This window comes from Mangrovibacterium marinum (assembly GCF_003046625.1).
GTDB lineage: Bacteria > Bacteroidota > Bacteroidia > Bacteroidales > Prolixibacteraceae > Mangrovibacterium > Mangrovibacterium marinum.
The window spans coordinates 121,882-141,606 of sequence record NZ_QAAD01000001.1 but is presented as its reverse complement, the minus strand read 5'-3'; the positions used below and the strand labels follow the sequence as shown (position 1 = coordinate 141,606).

Here is a 19,725-nt window from a genome sequence, read left to right as displayed (position 1 = left end):
GATGACTCTGGGTCGTCCGATCGCTGATAACTAAAAGATATAGCAATGAGAGTTTCAATTTTTATTTTACTGATTTCGGTGTTGGTTGCCTGTTCACCCAAAACCGAAACCCCGGCTCCGGCAAATAAAGAATATAAAATAGTTGGTTATGTAGCGGGATACGAGAACTTTGATCCGGCACAGGTCGACGCCAACAAGCTGACACATATTAATTACGCATTTGCGAACATCAATATGAAAAACGGTGGCGTACAGTTTGAGCTGGACACCGATTCGCTGAAAATTGCCAAACTGATGGCGCTGAAACAAACCAACCCGAATCTGAAAGTATTGTACTCGGTGGGCGGCTGGGTTTGGTCTGACCAATTCTCGCACGTGGCTGCTTTCGAGGCATCGCGAAAAACCTTTGCTGCGGCTTGTGTGCAACTGATGAAAAAGCATGGTTTCGACGGCGTTGATCTGGACTGGGAATACCCCGGGCAACGAGCCGAAGACAACGCTTTCCGCCTGTCGGACAAAGGGAATTTCACCTTGCTGCTGGCCGAAATTCGCCGGGCACTCGACGAACAAGGCAAACAGGACAACACACATTATCTGCTAACCATCGCCACCGGAGCCGATCAGGCTTATATCGATCACACCGAGCTGGGAAAAGCTCAGGAATACCTCGATTTCATCAACGTGATGTGTTACGATTACTATCATGGCTGGCATTATCAAACCGGGCATCATGCCAATTTATTCCCGTCTGATCAGGAAAAATTTGGTGGTAACAGCGGCTTGGAAGCGATTGAACGACACCTGAAAGCCGGAGTGCCAGCTGAAAAGCTCGTCATGGGAATTCCGTTCTACGGAAGAGAATGGGAAAAAGTAAATCCCGAAAATGGTGGACTGTACCAACCAGCCATGGCTACCGGAATGATTGTTGCCTACCGCGATATTGTTGAAAAATTACAGTCGGGCAAATACGAAAAACGGTACGACGAATCGGCCAAAGCATCTTACTTATGGAATGCGGAAGACAGCATCTTCATTTCGTGGGAAACACCGGCTGATGTAGCGCAAAAAGTCGCTTTTATCAAAGAAAAAGGCTTGGGCGGCGCCATGTTCTGGGAGTATAGTCTGGACCACAACCAAGAGTTGCTCAACAGCATAAACGCAGAATTTGGCAAGTAATACCATTTTGCAGGCTAAATTCCACACTGAACCAGAACGGTATAACGTACTATCGTGAAGCGCAAAAAAGCGGATGACCAGAATCATCCGCTTTTTTTATGATCGTTTCTTCGGGTGATGCGGTTTTTAACCGCATCGGGGATGCTTTGAATGGCGATTCAGCTCGAACCTGGAGCAAAGGCTCATCCTGTCGCAAACTTTTGTTGGTGAGTCTTGTTTCAATCCGACTGCTTTTTCTATTTCTACTTTTGATCAAATAGGAACCTTGTCCTACCGGACGGGTTTTCATTTTTGTAGCAATGGCTTTAGCCATTCAATACCGATTAGCTTCAAAAGTGTCGCATCCAATCACTTCGTTTCAATGCTCCTTTTTCAGTCTATCGGCATTATACCGTCCTATTTCAGAGTATAAATTAGCCTGTAAAACGGTATAATTTGGGTCGCACCAAAGGCAACACCAAGATTCCCCCGGTCGTCGTTAAGCTACCCAAATTACATCCCTCTGGGATTGCAGAAAGCTTTTCGTTTGATTTTCGGCCTCGATAAAACCAGGCCAACCGCCTCCCGACTTTTCCTGATTGATCAGAAGACCTTCTTTCTTGTTGATGGCATTATCATTTAATGATGGCTTCCCCAACGGCAGGTGGGCTCGTTATCATTTAATGACGGCTTCCCCAGCGGTTGGTGGGCCCGTTATCATTTAATGACGGCTTCCCGAAACAGCAATTCGCATCATCAGTCCGATGATCTAATGCCACCTGTTTTTCAGCATGCACCTTACGCGAAACGCTGAAATTCCAAGGATTAATGCGATAGACAATTGAAAAGGCGAACGAATGGAAGCTCAAATCAATTGCTTATCGGTCTTATTTCTTGCTTTCCACCTTGGGGAATTTCGATCAAATACCGGTGATATTTCTTTTTGTTTTGGGGTTGAAGGTCGGGTGTGCCGACGACTTCGGGGGCTGCTACTGCTGTGGGCATCATCAACGGGTTGGGCTCTGCGTCAGCACTGGCTTCGGGTAGATCCAGCGGCCACTCCGAACGGATGAGGCATTTTCCACCCAGTGCAGAATGAATTGTTGCTGAAGTCAGTTTCCCATCTTTCCAACTCAGGTCGACTGTAAAACCACCGCGGGCTTTCAATCCGCTAACAGAACCGGCAGGCCATTGGTCGGGCAGTGCGGGCAGCAGATGAATGGCTCCGGCATGGCTTTGCAGCAGCATTTCGGCAATACCTGCCGTAACACCGAAGTTGCCGTCGATTTGGAAAGGCGGGTGGGCATCGAGCATGTTCTTGTAGAGGCCACCGCCATGCCCTTCCCGTTTTGGGCCGAAATCCATTGGAGTAAACAAGTTGTTGACGATTTTCAAGGCGTGATTGCCATCGAGCATGCGGGCCCACATATTGGTTTTCCAACCCATCGACCAGCCCGTTGCCTCGTCGCCGCGTCGAAGCAGCGAGTTTTGTACTGCTGTGAATAGTTCCGGCGTGTCCCACAGGTTGATTTGGTTGGCCGGGTGGAAACCGTACAGATGGCTTAGGTGACGATGGTGTGGGTCCATTTCCTCAAAGTCCTCGTTCCACTCCATCAGGGTGCCTTTATCATTTACTCGGAAAGGCTGCAAACGAGGAATCAGGCTATCCAGTTCGGCCCTGAATTCGGGGTCAGTATTCAATATTTTTGTTGCCAGGAGGCAGTGATTCAGCAATTCATTGGTCATGGCCAGGTCGCTGGCCGGACCGGCACAAACCGACACTGCCTCACCGGTCACCGGATCGTGGAACTGGTTTTCGGGCGACGTGCCGAATCGGGTTTCCAGGAAACCTTCAGCGTTTTCAGCCAGCATACCAATCAGGAAACGGGCAGCACCTTTCATGCGCGGATACATGTCGGCGAGGAAAGCGGTGTCGCCTGTAAAAGCGTAATGTTCCCAGGCGTGGCTGAGCATCCAAACGCCGCCCATTGGCCAGTTGGCCCACATGGGATCGTCGTGCCCGTTGTCTCCAACCGGCGCGCAGTGTCCCCAAATATCGCCGTTGTGGTGGCTGCACCAGCCATCCAGGTTATAGTAGGATTTGGCGATGGCTTCACCTTTCACCGAATTGGTTCGGATCAGGTTCATCAACGGATCAGTCAGTTCGCTCAGGTTGGTGAGCTCGGCCGGCCAGTAATTCATTTCCAAATTGATGTTCTGCGTGTAGTTGGCGTTCCAGGGTGGCTGGACCGAACGGCTCCAGATTCCTTGCAGGTTGGCGGCCTGTGTTCCGGGGCGCGAACTTGAAATTAACAGGTAGCGGCCGTATTGAAACAGCAAGGAAACCATGGCCGGATCTTCGTTCTCGTGAAAGGCAATCAGGCGCTGATCGGTCGGGATGGTGTCGGTGCCGGGTAGCTGTCCCAAATCGAGCTGCACCCGGTTGAACAGCGACTGGTAGTCGGTAGTGTGATTCTTTTTCAGGTTGTTCCAGTCCGATTGTCCCGCGTGATGCAGGATGCTGTCGGCAATGGCGGCGTAATCTTTTCCTTCGAAAGCCGGTGATTTAAACGGGCCGTTGAAGCTGGTCGCCGCTGAAATCAAAATAAGCGCTTCCTCTCCGTTGGTGAGCTGGATTCCTTCATCCGAAACCGACAGGTCGGCATGGTGAGCCAGCACGCGGACATCAACCTGGGCAAACATGCCTTCGCCATCCCAGCCGTCGTACACGCGGGCTTCGTTGTCGCGAGCCCGATAGTTGGGGAGGATGTCTTTATCGGTTTTAACAAGCATTTTGTAAACGTCGCCTTCCGCTTTTACCTGGTAATGAAGTAGGCTTTTCAACCCTAGTTTGAAGTTGAGCGAATCGGCAACCGAAGCGGTCAGGTGGATGGCGATAACCTGATCCGGAAAGCTGGATAGCAATTCGCGGGTATAGGTCACGCCATTGTTTTCGTAACTCAGGTTGGCAGAAGCGTTGGAAATATTCAGTTCGCGCTTATAATTCAGCGGGGTTTTATGGTCGAATTGCAGGTTGAGGTCGCCCAAAGGTTGGTAGGGTTCGCTGTAAGGACCTTGAATTTTTCGAATCAGTTTGTTGGCTTCGGCATACTTCCGTTCTTTAACCAATTGCGCAACCTGGTCGGCAACGCCCGCTGCATTCGGGTTGGTGAGGTCGCGGGGAGCGCCGGCCCAAAATTCGTCGTGGTTCAGTTTGATGATCTCTGTGTCGGTGCGGCCATAGACCATGGCGCCCAGCGAGCCGTTGCCAATGGGCAGGGCTTCCATCCACCCGGCGGCGGGTTGATTGTACCAAAGCTTCAAATCGGGTTTTTCTGCTTCGGGGGTTTGGCAGGCCGCAAGTGCGAATAAGAGAAAAAGGTAAAGGGAGGTTTTTTTGAACATGATTAGTTTTGATTTCCGTTTACCCAAAAATAGCGTAAATGCAAGTTGTTTCAATAAAAAACATTCATGATTCTGAGAAATTTTAAACAGGGATGAAGACTGTTGAAGGCGTTGAGAGGGGGCCGCAGAGAAGGTGAGAATTGGAAAAGGTCGTTGGTGGTAAGAAATGAGTATGTATGCCCGAAGCGATTCCGGCCTACTTTTTATCGATGGTGAGAGGCGAACTGAAAGCATAGTGAAACCGGGAAGCTCCGACGATAGGAGGAGATCACCCGGCTGAACTTAGCTTTCAGGAGTTGACACCTGAAGATAAAAATAAGCCTGGACTTTTTTGTTTCGTTTTTGTGTCAGTACAAAAATGAAAACCCGTCCGGTAGGACAAAATACCGGCATTGAGCATAAGTAGAAGTATAAGAACAGGCCTAGACGAGTCTGAAGATCGACTTTCACAGAAAAAAGGGTGAAAAAATGTTGCCATCAACACTTCTTCACCCTCTTTTTTTAAGGATTCCGGCGATTTCTTATTCTGCCATTTTGTACACTTCGCTTCCGGCGAGCAGGTAGCAACCCAGGCCGTAATCTTCAAAATCGGGCATGCTGGTGTACGTTACCGGTTGGCCGTCTTTCGGTTCTTTCCCGGTTCCTTGTACATAACCCAGGAATCCGTTTTCGTGAACTGCGTCTTTCGCCATGGCATTCCATGCTTTTTGAATGATTGGTTTGTAGGTGGCTGCATCAACCAGGTTGTTGTTCACCGCCCAGGCCATTCCGTATACAAACAAAGCTGTTCCGGTTGTTTCTTTGCCCCCAAAATGATCCGGATCGTGCAGGCTGCAGTTCCAGAAACCGTCTTCGCGTTGCAGGTGAGTCAAGGCTTCCAGCATCTGCAATAAGGTTGTTTCGTATTCGTCGCGATGCGGATCGTTTGGCAGAAGGTCCATCACACGAACCAAAGCTGCAACAACCCAGCCGTTTCCACGCGACCAATAGCAATCTTCGCCGTTGGGCTCGGTGTACGGAGGCAGGAAATCGGCATCGCGCCACCACAGGCTGTCGGCGGCATTCCAAAGTCCTTGGGTTACTTTGCTGTCCATATACATGTCGTAGGCACGTTCTGAGTATGCCGTGTCACCAGTCAGTTTTGTCAACTGCGCAAAAACAGGCATTGCCATCTGGATGGCGTCAATCCAGTCCCAGTCGTCAATTTTATCGGTCACCATCATCGAGTCAATCGACGCTTTGATGTCGTGAATACGAACCGAATCCTGCTCGATGTTATACAGGTCGATGTAGGTTTGGCCACAGCACTGGTTGTCGGCGTTGCGGGTGGTAATGCCGTCGCGCAGTCCCCAGTTGTGGTTTTCACCCCACGACAGAGCGTAGTCGTGGAAAGTTTGATCGGGATCAATTGAATACAGCGCCATCAAACCTTCATAGTAAACGGCACGGGTCCAGATGTTACTCGGACGTTCTTTATTGGTGATAATACTTTTGCCGGTGTCCGGCCATTTGTCCATAAAGTATTGGTTGGTTAGTACCATTTTATTGAGTACTTCCTGCTTCGTCGGGAAGGTTTCGGCCTTCGGTTGGCACGACATCAGCGCTGCTGTGAGGGCTACAAAGCCCAGAATTTTTGATTTCATTGTCTAGTTGTGTTTAAGTATTTATTTCTGAATACATAGTTACTAATTTCCGTCGGGTTTTATAACATCGGCAGCCGGGCTCAGCGGCCAGAAGAAGTTCTCGAAATCGTCTGGCGTGGCCGGATCAAAACCTGCAAAGTCGTCGACAACATAGTTTGCCAGTTCCAGCTTTTGGTCGATGATGCTTTGAACCACACATTTGGCCAGTTCGTACGCGCCATAAGGGTTGAAGTGGGTGTTGTCGGCCAATGGTTTATCCTGTCCCGGGAATGTGTTTGCCGGATAGTGTACAAAGGCATGAGTTGAATTTGCAACGCCCAAAGTTTCGTAGAGCACTTTTGTCATCGCGTTCAGGTCAACCAAGGCAACATTTTCTTCTTTCGCTAATTGGCGCATGGCATCAGGATATTCCAAAAGGGTTTTTTTGATTTTGCCGTTTTCGTCGAAAGCCCTTCTGGCGGTTGAGGTAACCAGTACCGGAATACCACCTTTTTTGCGGGCTTCGTTCATGTAGAAGCGAATCTGTTCCTGATAAGTCGTAAACGGATCGACATGGTTGCCTCCCGGTTTTTGGTCGTTGTGTGCAAATTCGATAAACAGGTAATCACCCGGCTTCATCACGCTGATGATTTTCTCCAGTCGGTTTGCACGGCGGAAAGCTTTCAGGGTTTCGCCGGATTCAGCATAGTTACAAACAACGATCTCCGGTTTCAAGAATCGTGGAAACATTTGCCCCCAGGAAGCCCAGGGTTCGTTTTCCTGATCGGTAACGGTGGAGTCGCCGGCGAGGAAAATGGCACGCAGGCCATTGGCGCTTTCGATCACGATGGATGAAACGCAGGGTTTTGGGCCGTTGAATTCGAGTGTGAGGCTGTTGTCCCAGTTCAGGTAGGTCATCTCGCGTGCTTTGCGATGTACCTCCAGCGTGTCGTTAATGCGCGGCGTACGAAGATCGACAACAAAGGTCTTCGTGATCACTTCACCTTTTGGGGTTTCAATATTTTCGAGCATCAGGCGACGCGACTCTGCTTTTACGGTTGTAGCCGTCGCTTCTTCCGAGTTACCCAATGTCACCGTAATCCGGTAACGTCCTTCCGGCAAGTCTATTTTGAAGTAGAACGGAGCGTCGGAAGTTACCCAATCGTTGGTCAGATTGCATTCTCCTTCTCCCGTTTCTGCTTTTACCGGTGAAGCACTGACAATACCGAATCCATTTTCAGGAGTGTAAACTGACTGAGCATTAACCTCGGTGAAGCCGCTGTGCACTGCTCCGCTTCCAAAGTCAAACTTCCGGACAATGTCCTGTGCCGAAATCGTTTGGCTGCCAATGATCCCGGTAGCGAGCATTAAGATGATTTTTTTGAAATGTAGTTTCATGAGTAGTTGTTTTTATCTGATTCGTTTGTTTCACCTTTACTTAATTGCCCCGGTTGCCGGATTCATCACGCTGGTATTTCACCAGTTTGAAGTTTGTTTTTTCGGGCGCTTTCATTTCATCACCGATATAAAAACCAGGATGCGGCGGTTGGTTGTAGCCCACATTTTGCCAGGCAATGCTTAACCGGTAAATCGGGTCTTGCATCAGTGTTACAAAACGATGTGTTGTCGGGATGGTTGTCGTATAAATTCGCAGTGATTGGTTGTCGCGTGTGCGCAGGATAACTTCCTCGCGCCAGTCGCCAAACAGGTCGGCGCTGAGCACCGGAGTTGATTTTGTACCGTTGTTGCTCCAGCAGCCGTCGGCCTCCAGCAAAGTCACCAACTGTTCGTTTTTCCAGTCCCATTTCATCACGCGGTTGCGGTCGAGCAGTTCGCGAAGCAGATCGCCGTCCCACCAAACGGCAAAGTTGCAGCTGCGTGGCGTTGTCTCGCTGATCTTTTTACCTTGGGCATTCCACATCCCGTCGATGCCGGCACCAAAGGCCCAGCATTCGTTTCCGGGGTAGCGCGGGTCGACGTTGAAGGCCACGCCGCGGCCCGGTCCTTCGCCTTTATCGCCACCTGATTCCGCCGCGTGAACGGAAGCCACTTTCCACAGTATTTCGCCGGTTTTTGCGTCGCGGAAGTTCATGCCGGCATCGTCAAAACGTTCCTGAATGTTGAAAACTTCCAGTCCCGGGTGTGTAGGGTCGAGATCCGAAAAATGCAAAGCATCAGCGTGTCCCAAGCCGGTTGAATACAAACCTTTGCCATCATTATCAATCACTGCGGCTCCGTAAACAATTTCGTCGCAACCGTCACCATCCAAATCACCAACGCTCACGCTGTGGTTTCCTTGTCCGTGAAAAGCGCTGTTTCCGGGTGTGCCGTCGTCACTGTCGAACAGCCAGCGGTTGGTTAATTTTCCGCCTTGCCAGTCAAAAGCTGCCAGGGTGACGCGTGTGTAGTAGCCCCGGCACATCACGATCGACGGATGAATGCCATCCAGGTAGGCCACGCAAGCCAAATAGCGTTCCGAGCGGTTTCCTCGTCCGTCACCCCACACTTTGGCCAGATCTTGTGGCGTTGGATCTGCTTTTGTCGGGTGGCGGCGCGGCTCATAAGGGACAGTTGCCAGTTCTGCACCGGTCATTCCATCAAAGACAGTGAGGTACTCCGGTCCTTCCAAAATATGGCCCAACTCGTTTCGGTGGTCGGCTTTGGAGTCACCAATGGTTTTGCCCATTCCGTCAACACTGCCATCGGCGGTTTTCATCACAACTTCAGCCCGGCCATCGCCATCGAAGTCGTACACCAGGAATTGCGTGTAGTGCGAACCTTCGCGAATATTTTTGCCCAGGTTGATGGTCCACAGTAGTGTTCCGTCGAGCTTGTAAGCCTGGAAAATAGGCGGATCGGTCGGGCCATTGTGGCTGTTGTCGTGGCCTTTGCCAGTCGTATGGATGACCAGTTCGTAGTCGCCGTCGCCATCTAAATCAGCAGCCGATGCATCGCCCGGTGAGTAGCCCGGGGGAGTTTGAAGCGGGACGGTGAAATAGGCTTTCCCTTCGGACGATTTATTTAGGGTGAATTTGCAGTCGTGAATATTCTCGCGACCATTGACGGCGGCATTTAAGCTGTAGGTAATTTTTGTGTCGGGGAGCTTGGCCACATCCAGATAAGAAGTCGCCTTGTCAATCGGCTGCTCGTTGATCTGAACGGGCTTGTTATTGCCGATTTGACGGTACAGGTTGAAGGTGGTGTTCTCGTCGTCGGAAGCCAGCAAACGCCAGCTCACAAAAACACTGTCTTGTCCGGCCTGCACGGCAACAAGTCCACGGCTAAGAAATTCCATCTGTCGCTGGGCTTGAGTAGTAGTCAGCCCAACGACAAATAGAAGGATTGTTAGTAATTGTTTCATGGTAGTAGGTTTGTCGGAAAAATCAGTTCTTCGGAATTTCCACGTACCCGGACAACGGGCACTCGCGCATATCTTTTATTTCTTTTGCCAGAGTCAACGCGTTTAATTTCGCGCCTGCATCGTTGGTATGGGTGTGGTCTTTCGGGAAAAACTTTTTGACGATGTCTGGTCCCATGGCTTCGTATTCTTCGGCAACTTCTTCATTCAGATTGATGAAGAATGCGTCTTCTGCCTGCGCTGCTTCTGCCGCCCAGCTTCCGTACGAACCGGTAGCTCTTTCAACCTTGCCGTCTTTCCAGATGTTGCGTGGAATCATGCTGATCACGATTGGCGTGGCACCTTTGGCTTTGGCTTCCGAGATGTATTTTTTCATATACCAGCCGTAAGTGTGAACGACTTCGATACCAGCGCTGTCGCGGTGAGCTTCCTGGGTTTCTTCGCCCATTCCGGGCAGCGAGCCACGGTATTTGGGTTCGTCGATTTTTCCGCCATCGTTATGGCCAAACTGCATCAACAGGAAGTCGCCTTTGCCGAGTTGGGCCAATACTTCATCCCACAGACCTTCGTAACGGTAGCTGCGGCTGCTGCGTCCACCACGGGCTTTGTTGATGATTTCAACACGGCTCGTATCAAAAAACTGCGGCAGTTCAACGCCCCACCCAACAATCGGATCTTGTCCCTTTGCGACAGTTGAGTCGCCAATGATGAAGACTTTCTTTTTCACCGGGAAGTTGATCAGCGGGTTATCAAGCAGGTAGTCTTTCAGCCAGCAGTCGTCCAGCTCTTTTAGACCTTCAACAACTTTACTCGCTGATAATAATGCTCCTTTAGCAGTCGTGTGCGTGTGATCCCAGTCCCAAAAATAAGTTCCGGTTACTTTGGTCTCGCCCAGCGAATCCAGAACATCAGCCATTTTGGCATTTAGGTCGATGAATGGTACTTCTTCGAGCTCTGCAATTTCTTTAGCCCATTTACCGTAGCTCTCATCATTACGTCCCACCTTGCCATCTTTCCAAACATTACGCGGGATGGGGGCAATTACGACGGGATGTGCGCCTTTCGCTTTCGCTTCGTTGATGTATTGACGAATGTACCAACCATACGAGTGAACGATCTCGTGTTCGCCGGTCAGCATGTTGTCGATTTCTTCGGTTTCCTCGCCAATACCTTTGAAGGTTCCGCGGGCACGGATGGTATCGTTGATCGGGCCGGCATCGTTGTGCCCGAACTGCATTAAGACGTAATCTCCCGGTTGCAATTTCCGAAGCACCTCATCCCACAAACCTTTGCTGCGGAACGAGCGGCTGCTGGTGCCGCCAAGCGCATGATTTTCAATGTTGATTTTAGCTGTGTCGAAATACTGTTGAATGGGATCACCCCAACCCCAGCGGCCGGAAGCACCGTCACCGCGACCATGTTTTACGGTCGAGTCACCAATAATGTAAAGACTGGTTTTTCCAGTGATGCCTTCATCTTGTCTCTCTCTCTTGCTTTGACAGTTTGTCAATAAAATTACGAGTAAACTAAGGGTTAATAAACGTATCATCTTTTTGGTTTTTAATTGGGCCAGGCCCTTATTGTTTGCTGTTTGAAGTATTGTTTGATTTGTTATTCTGAACACAAACGGCGATGCGGTTTGGTATTTTCCACCTTGTGAAGTTACAAATAAATAGGTGGGCTTAGTCTGTTACATCCGGATTTTGGCCGTTCGAAGCGTCCGTATTTTTTTAGTGTGTCGGGGCAGGAGGCTGCACGAATTCCGCGACGAGCGAGTCGTTTATGACAACGTTGAGGGCTTGACTCGAAGTCAAACCCTCAATAAGCTTGTTTATCTCAATCCAAAATAGAAATAGAGGGTGCGGTTAACCGGTTTTTCCATCACATTCAATTCGCCGGATGGCCCCAGGTTCCAGGTGTCGTTGCTGATACCCATGGCCAGTTTTGTTCCGATTGGAGGAATGCCGTCCAGGAAGCTGATGTCGCCTGCCGGCAGTTGCGGGTAATTTTCAGGACCTGAAATGCCGTAGAAGCTGAACAGGCGCACGAACAGATCCGGCTCCTGCGCAACAACGGTGAATTTGCCGTGAACCGTGTTGAACTCCATCCAGCTAACGTCGGCATAATACCCTTTGAATTGGTCGCCCCAGCTGTTTGTCGCAGGCAGAATGGTGTTGTACAAACGTTGGTAAACGTCCAGCTGGCCTCCTTGCAGGCGGTTTTTCCAAACATGCGCAGGACCATCGCCCAGCCACTTCGCGCTGATGATGTCCGACTCGGGAAAGCTGAAGGTGATACCGGTAAACAGTTGCTTGTCGGCAACCTGGTATTCATAGTTCAGCTCCAACCAGCCGCTGGTGTACATGGTCCAACTCAGTTTTTTGATGTCGCCGCTGTAAGTCATTTCCAATACTTGTGCGCCCTCTGCTTCGTGATGGCTCACACCTGTTAATTCAGCGTTGCCGCTCACCAAAACAGGACCATTGCCGAACGGAATTGGCAAACCAAAGTCGTTGGTGACTTTCAGGATTGTTCCATTTTTTTTGCTGAAGCTTACGGCAATTCCCGATGCTTTTAGGATCACTTGCTCTTCGTCTTCGGTCAGCTCAACTTTTGAGCTGAGGCCGGAGTCATCTCCTTTTTGCTGCTCAATCGGCAGAATGTTGTCTTCTTCAACACCTTGTGCTTTCAGTTCTTCCAACAGTGCTTTTTCGTCTTCGCCCAGCGATTTCTCTACGAGTTTCAGAACCTCTTTGCGGTTGCCGTTTGTTTTCCAGCTCCAGCAGTACAGTTCGTTTCCGTGTTGGTCGAAGGCTCGGAGGTACAAGCCGTCGTATTTTTTATAGTCTGAAGGTAAATTTAGCTTCAATTCTCCTTTGGATACCGGAGCAACGTCGGGTGCTGTTGCCGTTCCGTTGGCCATTACTTTGTGACCGGCTTCGCGAACTTCGGGTTGTACGAAGTTGACCAGCTCCCAGGTGAATTTGCATTCGTTGAGGTTGGTAAAGTGGAAGCGGTTTTCAACGGCAATCGTCCCGTCGAAATCGCCTGGCAGTTTCTTGAGGTCAATCTTTACCGGGCTGTAGATTTGACGCAGCGCATAGTAGCTACCTTCTTTTTCGCGATGCGGCCCGAGTACGCCGTCGGGAGCATTTACCCGGTTTACATCAATGGCGTTGTCCAGGTCGGTGCGAACGATACCTTCGTCGGAGAAGTTCCAGATGAAACCGCCGGCACCCAGTTTCGAGTTCCAGTGCAGTTCCCAAAAGTCGGCCAGGCTGGCAGCAGCGCCACCATCGTCCTGTGCATGCAGGAATTCAGTTGGCATGTAAATCAACTTGTCTTCCAATATTTTTTTTGTGCTGTAGTAGTTTTCGTAGTGGTTACAGTCGATGCCGTTGTAGTCGTTTCCCGGTTTGTGGTGGGCATGAATGACCGGGCGTTTCGATGGATCGTAAATATCGAAATCGTCGTCCAGCTCTTTGTTGGTGCCGCCTTCGTTTCCGTTGCTCCACAAGATGATAGACGGGTGGTTTACATCGTGGATCACCATCTCGCGAACCAACTTGCTACCCGATTCGGTGTCGTACGCATTTTGCCAGCCAGCCAATTCATCCAACACATACAGGCCCAGTGAGTCGCAGAAGTTGAGGAAGCTCTTGTCCGGGGGGTAGTGAGCACAACGCACGGCATTCAGGTTCATTTCTTTCATCAGCTTTACATCGTTCAGGTCGATGCGGGCGTTGCTGCAACGGCCGGTTTCGGGCCAGAATACGTGGCGGTTGATCCCTTTGATTTTGATTTTCACGCCATTCACATAAATTCCGTCTCCCTGGCGGATTTCGATCGTACGGAAACCGAATTTTTCGTTCAGCTCGTATTTTGTGTTGTTTCCTTCTTTCAGGCTAACTTTTACGGAATAACGATTTGGTGTTTCCGAAGTCCAGGTAGCCGGGTTATCAACTTGACAACTCAATGTCACCAATGAGTCTTTCGGGCTGATTTTCGTTTCGCAGGTTTTCACCACCGCTCCGTCAGCATCAATGATTTCGGCATAAATTGACTGTTTCTTTTGCGCATTTACCGGGAAAGCATCCATGCTGAACGAGCCGTCTGCTTTAGCTGCAATGGCAACACGTTCGATATACGATTTTGGAAAAGCTTCTAAGTAAACCGGACGGAAAATGCCTCCGAAGATCCAGTAGTCGGCGTAACGTTCGGCACGGTTCACCGATGCATTTGCGGAGTTTTTGTGAACGGTAACTTCCAGTTCGTTTTCACCGGCTTTTAGTTTGTCGCTAATGTTGTAGCGGAACTGGTAGAAAGATCCCTGATGGATCGGGCCAGCCAGCTCGCCGTTGACCTTCACTTCGGAATCAGTCATCGATCCGTCGAATACGATGAAGATGTCTTTGTCTTTCCAATTTTCCGGAACCGTGAAGCTGTGTTTGTAGATGCCGGTTTCGTCGGCGAACTTGAACTTTTTACCGTAGGTTCGGTAATCGCGGCCGTAGTCGTATTCGCCAAAACCTTGCTGTTCCCAGTGCGAGGGAACTTCAATTTTTGACCAAACACCGCTTTTCCGACCCGAGGTGCAGAAAAAGTCCCAGGTTGCTGTGTTTTCGTTGTCAGTGCCGGAAAGAAACATCGTCTCCTTCCGGTCTTGTGCTGACAAATCAATCGAGTAGTTAGTTAGTAGTAGTAAAAAAGCCAGAAAAAAGTAAGTCTTCATTATTAGTTTTAGTTTTCGTTGAACGTTGTTAAAACATCGGGCTCAGATCTTCCCATTTCACATCCCACTTCCCGTCTTTCGGGAAACCCGGATTTTTTTCAGTACATCCATCCCAACCGGCACACATCATGGCGATGGTTGTCAGGAACCCGCCGTTCCCCGGCAGATAAATCCGTAAGCGTTCGCTCTGATAATTGTGGCCGTTTTTCAGGTAAGTATTTTTTTGAACGTCTTTCAACAAGAATTCGAGCGCCAGTTCCGGCTCGTTTAAACGGATGGCCGACATGGCAGCCATCGGGTAATCCCAGCCCCAGGTCGAGGGCCAGTCCCAACGCTCAGCGATAACATGCATCGTTTTGCGCATCACCTCCGGATCGATTTTGTCCCAGGCCGGCAGGATGCCGTAGGCGCCTAACACAACCGGGTGATCTTCCATCAACTCCATATTGGTGTAGGAGTCGGTTGCACCCTGAATGCCGAGGTAAACGCCATCTGCCTGATCGGGCTTCGCCAGCTTCAGACGAACGTCTTCCCATTTGTCATCCTTCGTTTCGCCGGCACGTTCTTTCCAATCGTTGGCAACGGTAAGTGCCCAGTGCCAATAGGCCAGTTCAAATGGTGGGTTTTCAGTTGTTTCCCGATTCCAATGCTCTTGCGCTGGAATGAGTGGAGGCTCCAGGTTGTATTGTTGTTGCTCTCCATTCCAAACAGGGAAGTCGGCCATGAAATCAGCAGTTGCGAATACCAATTTCTTATATTTTTCGATTGTCTCCTCAGTTGGATTGGCGCGATACATTTGTTCGGCAAACCAAATGATGTGCGGCTGTTGCCAGATGAGATATGAACCAACCGAGGAGGGACTGTTTTCACCGTCGGGGCCAATCATTTTTGGCCAGCGCACACCTTTGTATCCCTGGGCTTCTGCCGTTTGAAGCGACTTGTCATATATTTTGTTGTAGTAGTCCATTTGTTCAAGCATGTACTCGGGACGGTTCCACTGCGCAAAATGCGCAATGTGCCACCAGTGCATTTCCAGGTGGAATTTGCCATACCAGCTGTTGTAAGTCAATCCGGTTTCGGCCGGTGGCAGATTTCCGGAACTCTGAATCTGGATCAGGTATTGCGAAAGTACCGTTCTGCGTTCCAGTTCTTTGGCTCGTGGATCGCTACAAGCTGAGAAATCAACAGCGCCGCCCGATTGCCAGAAAGTCGGCCATTTTTCTTCGTTGTTGGCTTTGGTTGCTGTAAAGTCTGCTAAAGTTTTGTCACCCACTTCCGGAGCAAACAGGCAGTTCACTTCCAGGCTTTCGCCAGAGGTTGGTTGAAGCACGAAGGTGTGTGGTTCAGCCTCACTCAGTTTGGCGTCGCCTGTCCAGTTTAAGGCAAGCTCGTAACTGTCGGCGTCCAGTTGGCGATGGATTTTCGCTTCGTTGCCGCCATTCTCTTCTAAAACAGACTGGTGTTTTTCAGGCGAGTTGAAGTCGTAACCGGCATGCGTGTTCTCGGCTACTGCTGCCGGGAATTTCCATTGAACAGCCAATTGCCCCTTTGCGATCAAAGGGGATTCAATATGAGCAGAAATTTGATCTTGATCCTGGTTGCAGTAGGTTTCAACGGTTACCGGTTCACCTTCGAATTCAAAATGGCTGGTAATTTTGCCGGTCCACAGATCCAGTTTGTGGCTTGCATTTTTGATATCATCGATAACTGCAGGCGTTCCATCCGCTTTGTTCAATTTCAGCCCAACCATTCCGAGGTGAAGACGGTGCGGGTTTTCACGGAAATAATTGCAGGCTGCGTTTTTTCGGGGATTGTCTTTTATTTGGTGACGGTAGGGAACCTCGCGTCCCTGAACATCCCAGTATTTCAAGGTCTCCGACCATTGATAATTTTCGGTATTGGGGTTGCTGTTCCATCCCCAGTTGCTCTGCGTTCCGAGCGGCACCCCGTTTTCGTATTCGCTGTAAAATGTTTGCAAACCTGTGAGGTCGGTGGTGAAGGCGAAGTTGCCGTTACCAACCGAAAGGCTTGCCAGCGAATCGAAGCCTTCAACAGTCACGTTATTTCTTGTCACCAACGCATGGCGGTCAATCTTTGCTGCTGGTTTTTCAACGCATCCGAAAGCGCCGAATAGCAGAGCCAGTGCAACAACCATTATGGTTTTTGGTTGAATCATCTTAGTTCACGGATTTCAGTTGCATAGCTGACAGAGAAACGGGCCCAACCAATCCGGAAGGAAGTGGCTCCCAGGCCGCAGCAGAAAACAGTCCGTCAGCACCACGGTTTTCGCGTTCGTGAGCGGCGAAATTGGTATTGTAAAATTTCTTGTATTGACCGCCCTCTTTATCCATCTCAATCATCCGGTTTGCCATGAGGTTCGACACGCGGATTTCCAATTCGTTACTGTCTTTTAGTTTTTCAGAAGGAATGATCAGGCTGTAAGTTGGTCCGTAAAGCGTCTGTAATTCTTCGCCGTTCAGAATCACTTTTGCTGATTGGTAAACTTCTCCCAAATCCAGTCGGTAGCCGGCGGCTGCTCCTGCTGGTTTTGCAAATTGGGTTTTATACGAAGCCGTTCCGGAGAACACTTTCAGCTCGTCCGAGATCTCGGGCCACGATTGCAGTTTTTCGGTTGTGAAGGTTGCCGGTAGTGTTGGACCTCCGTGGATGAAGGAAACGGTCCATTCTCCGGCCAATTCGGTTTGTGTTTTATTTTGCTCGTAAACCGGGTAGTTATCCAGGTCGAAACTGTACGGATACCATTGCAGAATTAAGGTTTCGCCTGGTTGCAGTTGAAGGTAAACTTCTGACTGGCTGGCCGAGATTTTTTTCACCTCTGCTTTCCCGATCGCCCGGTTCATGGGGTTGAACCAAGCGGCTTCTTCGCCCGATGATTCGATTTTCACCCACTGATCGACCACTTTGTCGCTCCAGTTGCAGATGAAATAGCAGGTTCCTTCGTCACGTTTCACCCGGTTAAACCAAAGTCCTTCACTGGCCAGTTGTTCCGGATAAACCGCTTGCTTTTTCAGCATCGATAAAACATCCTGATTGCGCATGAAACGTCCTTCGCCAACTGATGCGACATCAATACCTTCTTCGCTGTTGAATTGAATGCTGTTTAGCAATTCTTCGTAGGCTTGTTGGCGTTCTTTCAGCTTGCCGGCTCCGGGGACATCCATCGGCAGTGAGTCCTGGAAGATAACTGTTGCACCGCTTTCGGCCAGTTCTTTTAGCTTTTGCATACTCTCAAGCGGAATATATTCACAGGAAGGGATAAGGATTGTATGATAAGTTGCTCCTTTGGCTTTAATCCTGTTGTTTTCGGCTTTCAGGCTTTGTATCTGTCGATCCGAAATATAGTCGAAGCTGTAGCCTTCGTTCAATAGCATTTCGCTGATCTCTTTAGTCAGATCTTCGGTGTGCATGCCAAAGTGGCGAAGCATGCTGCGTCCTCGTTCCGACCAGGCATCGTAAATCGGGAAATAGAGTAACATGTCGTTGTCGGGAGTTGACTTTTGCAGAAACGACTGGCTGTTGGTGACGTACTGGTTCAGGCTTTTCAGGTCATTCCACCACGAGTTGGTAGGTGCATAGTGTACCGCCGCATAGAACATCCATCCGGGGAACGGATCGTTGATGGGCGAATAAGGTGTTCCGTGATAAACAATGTGGTTGACCCCGTTGGCCAGGTAGCGGTCGAAGTTTTGTTTCGATTCGGCCAGGGTGGCTAAAAAGTGGTCGTTGAGCCAAGTTGCCGCTTCGCAGGCGATCAGTGGTTTGCCGCTCACGTGACCTGCCGAGGTGGCCATTTTGATGCGCATCGGGTCGGTACCTTCGGTTTCCGGAATACCGCTTGCCTCGTACAAATCCAAAATGGCGGCAGGCGAACCGTGTGCCTGGTTGCGGATCAGTGCCTTGTGCGATTTGGCCCAGTCGGCCCAAACGTTGGTAAAACGGCTGAGTAGCAAGTCGGATATTGTTTCGCGGTAGTCGCACATCACGCGGCTGTTCATTTCTTCGGAATCTTTGCCGAACAAGGCCGGTAAATATTCACGCAGATCGTAGCCGCGCAAGGTTTTAAATTCGTCGAAGAATTTGGGAGTCCAGTCAGCCTCGCCGGCCGCATCGTCCACTTCGTACGAGTCGTTGAAGAAGGCTCGTAAGCCGGAAAGGTCGTGTCCCGTAGCCGTAGAGTCGTAAAAAGCTAAAAAGTCTTTCGTGGCCTTCTCCGAGAAGTGGTCAATCACATTACCTTCGCCCCCTTTGCCGGCGCGTTCAACCATTTTACCATGCCATCCTTCAAAAACGGCATACAGGTCCCATGAGCTGTCGGGAGCCGTCCAGTCGAGTTGGCCATTGGCATCCACCTTGTCGGTCAGGTCCAGAACATCAGCCCGGCTGTTGTATGCCATGAGCGATTGCAGCGGGAGGGGCTTCTCGAAACGTACCTGGTCGAGCGCTATTTCCTGTAAGTTGGTGTTGGTGCTGATCGGAAATTTTACGTCTTCCAGTTTCAGCTTGGTTCCAACGGTGCGTAAAATGGGTTTTTGAATAAATTCTACTTTTTCATTCAGTTTATGACCTCTTTTAACATGATATTGTTTGTAGGCAACGTATTTACAGGCATCGTCGGCCTGAATCCAGGGGCCGCCAAATGGCCAGCCGGATGCGTTGGCCAGGTCGATTCCGAGGTCGAGCCGTTTTCCTTCTTTCAGCGTGTGCTCAAACATGTCCATCCACTCGTTCGACTGGAAGCTCAATTCCTGATCTTCATAACCCTTTACCCCATAGATTGGAGTGATCTCCAGTCCGCCGAATCCGGCCTCGTGCAGTTGTTCCATGTTGGCGGTTAGGTCTTTTGCATTTACCGCACTCCCGTGCCACCACCAGCGGGTCCACGGATGGGTTTCGTTGGTTGTTGAGGGCCAGCTCGGTGCCGGTCCTTTGGAGGTACTACACGAGATCATTAAAAACAAAAACACCAGAATGAGGGAGGTTCTGATGTGATGGATAAGGACTATGTTGTTGATTTTTTCTTTCATTTTGCTTGTTATTGGCGGATGGTGTTACGTCGTGACTTTGTTTTGCGTGAATAAAAATGGCTTAGCCGGTTTGATGGTTTTTGCAGCTATCCGGCAGCTCAAACCTCAGGGAACCGGTGTTGTGAACCGGTCCGCTTTGGGTTTGACTTCGTGTTTGTAGTATATCGAGTAGTAGTAGTCTTGCGTAGCTCATGGGCTTCAGGTTTTATCGACAAAATGACGGTGGCGGCTTGTTTAAATTGCTTAAGTACGCGGGCCATTTTTAGGATCAAACAAATAAGCAGGTATTGCTTCGTGCATTCGAAAATCCTCAGGCTCCCTGAAGAACCTGAAGATTTTTTTTAGAGTAGTTATTTTAAGGAGATCTTGGTCTCCTCGTGTCTCTATATAATTATTTGTAGTAGTTCG

General features: G+C 49.8%; 10 protein-coding genes. 1 reads left to right on the top strand and 9 read right to left on the bottom strand.

Translation table 11 applies throughout. The features are described from left to right. The first annotated feature begins 45 nt into the window (after positions 1 to 45). Complete coding sequence (locus tag C8N47_RS00520; protein WP_107820557.1) at positions 46 to 1,176, top strand: glycoside hydrolase family 18 protein; 1,131 nt, start codon at positions 46 to 48, stop codon at positions 1,174 to 1,176. Positions 1,177 to 1,225: 49 nt separating this feature from the next. Here the strand turns inward: C8N47_RS00520 and C8N47_RS18630 are convergent, their stop codons facing one another. The 9 genes from C8N47_RS18630 to C8N47_RS00480 form a co-directional block, all read right to left on the bottom strand. Next, positions 1,226 to 1,489, bottom strand: a complete 264-nt coding sequence (locus tag C8N47_RS18630; protein WP_146161394.1) for a hypothetical protein — start codon at positions 1,487 to 1,489, stop codon at positions 1,226 to 1,228. Between the two features lie 536 nt (positions 1,490 to 2,025). Beyond that, positions 2,026 to 4,560, bottom strand: a complete 2,535-nt coding sequence (locus C8N47_RS00515; protein WP_170111249.1) for a glycoside hydrolase family 95 protein — start codon at positions 4,558 to 4,560, stop codon at positions 2,026 to 2,028. Positions 4,561 to 5,081: 521 nt separating this feature from the next. Then, positions 5,082 to 6,203 (bottom strand): glycoside hydrolase family 88/105 protein, encoded by a 1,122-nt coding sequence (locus tag C8N47_RS00510; protein WP_107820555.1) that lies wholly within the window; start codon positions 6,201 to 6,203, stop codon positions 5,082 to 5,084. Positions 6,204 to 6,245: 42 nt separating this feature from the next. Further along, the gene (locus C8N47_RS00505) at positions 6,246 to 7,580 is read right to left on the bottom strand and encodes a rhamnogalacturonan acetylesterase (RefSeq protein WP_107820554.1); all 1,335 of its coding nucleotides are present in this window, start codon (positions 7,578 to 7,580) and stop codon (positions 6,246 to 6,248) included. 40 nt (positions 7,581 to 7,620) lie between these two features. Next, a complete protein-coding gene (locus C8N47_RS00500) occupies positions 7,621 to 9,543 on the bottom strand; it encodes a rhamnogalacturonan lyase (RefSeq protein WP_107820553.1) in 1,923 nt (640 codons plus the stop codon). 22 nt (positions 9,544 to 9,565) lie between these two features. Next, entirely contained in the window at positions 9,566 to 11,089 is a 1,524-nt protein-coding gene (locus C8N47_RS00495) for a rhamnogalacturonan acetylesterase (RefSeq protein WP_107820806.1), read from the bottom strand. A 282-nt stretch (positions 11,090 to 11,371) separates the two neighbouring features. Continuing rightward, positions 11,372 to 14,272, bottom strand: coding sequence for a glycoside hydrolase family 2 protein (locus C8N47_RS00490; RefSeq protein WP_107820552.1), 2,901 nt, complete (start codon positions 14,270 to 14,272; stop codon positions 11,372 to 11,374). A gap of 28 nt (positions 14,273 to 14,300) precedes the next feature. Continuing rightward, positions 14,301 to 16,448, bottom strand: coding sequence for a hypothetical protein (locus tag C8N47_RS00485; RefSeq protein ID WP_211315996.1), 2,148 nt, complete (start codon positions 16,446 to 16,448; stop codon positions 14,301 to 14,303). Position 16,449: 1 nt separating this feature from the next. Continuing rightward, positions 16,450 to 19,317 (bottom strand): glycosyl hydrolase, encoded by a 2,868-nt coding sequence (locus C8N47_RS00480; RefSeq protein ID WP_107820551.1) that lies wholly within the window; start codon positions 19,315 to 19,317, stop codon positions 16,450 to 16,452. Positions 19,318 to 19,725 lie beyond the last annotated feature (408 nt).